4 protein-coding genes are annotated in these 4,055 nt (G+C 31.9%); all 4 read left to right on the forward strand.

The window, feature by feature from the left end; all coding sequences use genetic code 11:
• Positions 1-794 precede the first annotated feature (794 nt).
• On the forward strand, positions 795-1,358 hold the full coding sequence (locus NJT12_RS24645; protein WP_271338758.1) for a Crp/Fnr family transcriptional regulator: 564 nt from the start codon (positions 795-797) through the stop codon (positions 1,356-1,358).
• Between the two features lie 64 nt (positions 1,359-1,422).
• Positions 1,423-2,196 carry an acyl-ACP--UDP-N-acetylglucosamine O-acyltransferase gene (gene lpxA / locus NJT12_RS24650; protein WP_271338759.1) on the forward strand — a complete coding sequence of 258 codons (774 nt, stop codon included), beginning with the start codon at positions 1,423-1,425 and terminating at the stop codon, positions 2,194-2,196.
• Between the two features lie 184 nt (positions 2,197-2,380).
• Entirely contained in the window at positions 2,381-2,950 is a 570-nt protein-coding gene (locus NJT12_RS24655) for a Crp/Fnr family transcriptional regulator (protein ID WP_271338760.1), read from the forward strand.
• A 76-nt stretch (positions 2,951-3,026) separates the two neighbouring features.
• Positions 3,027-3,764 carry an SDR family oxidoreductase gene (locus tag NJT12_RS24660; protein WP_271338761.1) on the forward strand — a complete coding sequence of 246 codons (738 nt, stop codon included), beginning with the start codon at positions 3,027-3,029 and terminating at the stop codon, positions 3,762-3,764.
• Positions 3,765-4,055: the final 291 nt, after the last annotated feature.

Consider the following 4,055-nt stretch of genomic DNA (forward strand, 5'->3'; position numbering starts at 1 on the left):
GCCTGCGCAGATGGTACTGCAGTTATGTGGGAGAGTATGTCGTCGCCTTTCTTTTGAAAACCCTGTTTCTAGCGAAACAGGGTTTTTTGTTTTACAAAATACTGGGGTAATAGGCGAGCCCCGATAGCTATCGGGGTCTGTCGCCTTTCTTTTAAGGATCCTTATCATTTATTTGATAGGATTTTTTTTGTTTTATATGGGTTTGTGGTTTAACCGCAAAGCGCGCAAGGAAAGTTTGTAATTGTTGAAAATTGTTAAGTTCGCAAAGCTGGGCCGGATAATATTTTGTTACCAAATGCAATTGTGGAAAGTTGTCTTTCTTTTGCTTTCCTTATTTCTTATGCATCTTTTTCAAATAGCTTCTAATTTGTTTTTTTTAAAGAGAAGCACAAAAAAATCTTTTAATTCAATGTTCTTGTAAAGTTCACAAAGACACAAGGTGTGATACTTTGGAATCTGGAACTTCAAAAATGACACTTCTCTTTATCTTGGATTGCATTAGGGATGGCAGCGATATCCTTTTGCGGTTAAACCCAAACTTCCAGAAGCCTAAAATATCTTTCGCAAAAGATTTAGCGTACAGCCCGACCCGGAGGGTAACGCTATGCTTATTATTGTTTAACTGTTTTTTTAGCTTTTACGTGAATATCGATCAAATAGAAAAAAAAGCACTCTTAAATCTTCTCTTTTTACTTCGAATAATTGTTGGGTAGATTAATTCTGAACTGATGAAATGTATTTTTGAATGATTCTTAAATTATATTGATAAATTTGTTTTCACAATAGTTTACATCATGACACAATTATTAAGTTTAATCAATAGCTTTCAGATACTAGATTTAAAAACAGAGCAGATGATAAGGGAGTATTTTGTTGAAGAAAGATTTCAAAAAAATGAAATGATTATTCAGGAAGGTAAAATCTGTTCAAAAATTTATTATATTAAATCGGGTTTGGTGCGTAGGTTTTGTCTTGAAGATGGTATAGAAATCACCAAGTGGATTTATACAGATAACCAATTTGTTACTTCCTTAACCAGCTATTTTGAACAAAAGCTCTCTTTTGAAAATTTTCAGGCTTCTGAAGAAACAACAGTTTATTCGTTATCGTATCTGGACGAATTAAAATTATTAGAATATCCTTTGTTTTCCAAGTTTCATATCAAGCTGTTAAGAATTTATCTTTCCAGATTAAATGAATTTCATCATTCGTACACTTCAATGAGTGCTCAGGAAAAGTATCTCTATTTGGTAAATTCATTACCTCAAATTATTTTAAAAGCTAAGTTGAAAGATATTGCGTCACTTATTGGTGTAAGTCCTGAAACATTAAGCAGAATCAGAGCTCAAATTAATTGACTTTAGATCAAGAAATACAATTTGTTTCTTAGTAATATTTGTATTCTATATAAAATACGAGAAATTGAAAAATACTATTATCGGAAAAAATGCTATAATTGGAAAAAACGTACACATAGGAAACTTTACAACTATTGAAGACGATGTTATTATTGGTGATAATACCTGGATAGGGAATAATGCAAATATTTTAAATGGTACAAGAATTGGAGAGAGCTGTCAAATACATGCCAGTGCTATTTTAGGTGGAATTCCACAAGATTTAAAATATAAAAATGAATATACCTTTTTGACGATTGGCAACGAAACCATCATCAGGGAGTTTGTGACCATAAATAAAGGAACCGTATCGAAAAATAAAACCGTAATAGGTAATATGAATTTAATAATGGCGAATACCCATATTGGTCATGATTGTTATATCGGCGATAATTGCATCATTGGTTTTAATGTTGGAATGGCCGGCGAAGTTATTGTTGGTGATTTTGTAAATATTAGTGGCTTAACTGCTATTCATCAATTTTCCTTAATTGGTGAATATAGTATGGTAAGTGGAATGAGTCGGATTGTAAAAGATGTTCCTCCTTATGTTTTGGCATCTCGTGAACCTTTAAGTTACGTTGGATTAAATAGTATTGGGTTGAAAAGAAGAGGTTTTGAAAGTGGAAAAATAAAAGAATTGAAAGATATCTATCGTATTATTTTCCAGGAAAAACGAAATACAACTCTTGCTTTGGAATTAATAAAGAATAGTTTTGCGCCAAGTACAGAACGTAATCTTATTATAGATTTTATCAAGGGTTCGAAGAGAGGAATTATAAAAGGTAATCGTGAGTAGAATGTAATTGTATAAATAATATTTTTTTCTGCAATTCGATATTTAAAATTGCTTTTTGTAGCACTTGCTGTATTTATTTTCTAATGAATTATTTAATAAAATAACTTTGTATTGTTCTTTGCGAAATAATTTCTTTTTACCAAATGACAAAAAAAGTAAAAATAACTTTGACTAACTTGCAGTTATGAAAGAATTTATAGAGTATATATTGCAATTTGGAAGTTTGAATCATCAGCAAATTGAATTGATTTCAAAGAAAGCTATTGTATTAGAAGTTAAAAAAGATGAATATTTCTCAGAGGCAGGCAAAGTTGCTCAGCAAGTTGGTTTTGTTTTAGATGGAATTATACGCGTTTGTTATTACAATAATAAAGGAGAAGAAATCACAAAATATTTTATAGACGAAAATAATCTGGTAGTTGATATAGAGAGTTTTGACAATGATATTTGTTCCAATGCATATGTTCAGGCGATTACAGATTGTAAATTATTGGTTTTTTCAAAAAAAGACTGGAGAGAACTTTTGGATACTATTGTTGGTTGGGATGCTATGGTGCATAAGATTATTTCAAAAGCATTGAGACAAAAAGTAGAAAGAAGAAGTCCTTTGGTTTCAGAAGATGCAACCACAAGATATTTAATGTTTCTCAAAATTTATCCTAATGTTATTAATCGAATTCCGTTATCTTATGTTGCGTCTTATTTAGGTATTACTCAATCCTCTTTAAGCCGAATTAGAAAAAATATACGTTAAATCGCTTTTTGCCAAATGGCAAATCATTTTGTTTTTAAAGGAGTGACCTTTGTTTGATAATTTAAAATTAAGAGAAATGAAGACAGTATTAATTACAGGCGCAAATAGAAGCATAGGTTTAGAGTTAGTAAAAGAACTTTCAAAAAAAGGATTATTCGTTTATTTAGGAACTCGAGATCTTGAAAAAGGAAAGGCAGTAGTAAATGAATTAAATAAGAATGGATTGCAAAACATTAAACCCATTCAAATTGATGTAACAAATCCGGCTTCAATTTTAGAGGCAAAAAATATTATCAAAAACGAACAAGGTAAATTAGATATCTTGATCAACAATGCAGGAATTAGTGGTGAATTTCCTCAAAGCGCCTTAGATACATCAATTGAGGCGATTCAGAATGTATTTGATACCAATTTCTTTGGTGTAATCAGCGTCACACAGGCATTTTTAGAATTGCTTAAAAAATCAGATAGTCCAAGAATTAGTAATATAACTTCAGGTCTTGGATCTTTAACCTTACATAGTGATCCAAATTGGAAGTACTATGATTTTAAAACAGCGGGTTACGGAACATCAAAGGCGGCTTTAAATGCATACACGATTGTGTTGGCTTATGAATTGAAGGATTTACCATTTAAAGTTAATGTAATTGATCCTGGTTACACTGCTACAGATTTTAATCATCATAATGGTCCCGGATCTTTAGAAAGTGCTGCTGATTTTATCATCAAGCATACACTTACAGATGAAAACGGACCTACAGGGCAATTTTTTAGTAATGATATAGAAGATGAAACTGGGATAAGTCCTTGGTAATAATCGTATCGATGAAATTTTAAAATTAGAAACCTCCAAAGTCATTGACTTTGGAGGTTTCTTTGTTGTGTGCCCAGCATGGGCGATAACTCTAGGGTGTAAGTCCTGAACACGCCTTTACAGTGGGAAGTGTTAGCTGAATGCAAGGGTGTCCATCGCGAGGTGGAATCTGAAGGAAGTAGTAGGCAAACTCTTGACCTGACGAACAGAAACTATATAAAAGGCCAAAGATGTTGGATAAGGTTGCAACACAAACTGAAGTCCAAAACTGTACGGAAACATCATGGTAAA

The organism is Flavobacterium azizsancarii (assembly GCF_027980145.1).
Taxonomy (GTDB): domain Bacteria; phylum Bacteroidota; class Bacteroidia; order Flavobacteriales; family Flavobacteriaceae; genus Flavobacterium; species Flavobacterium azizsancarii.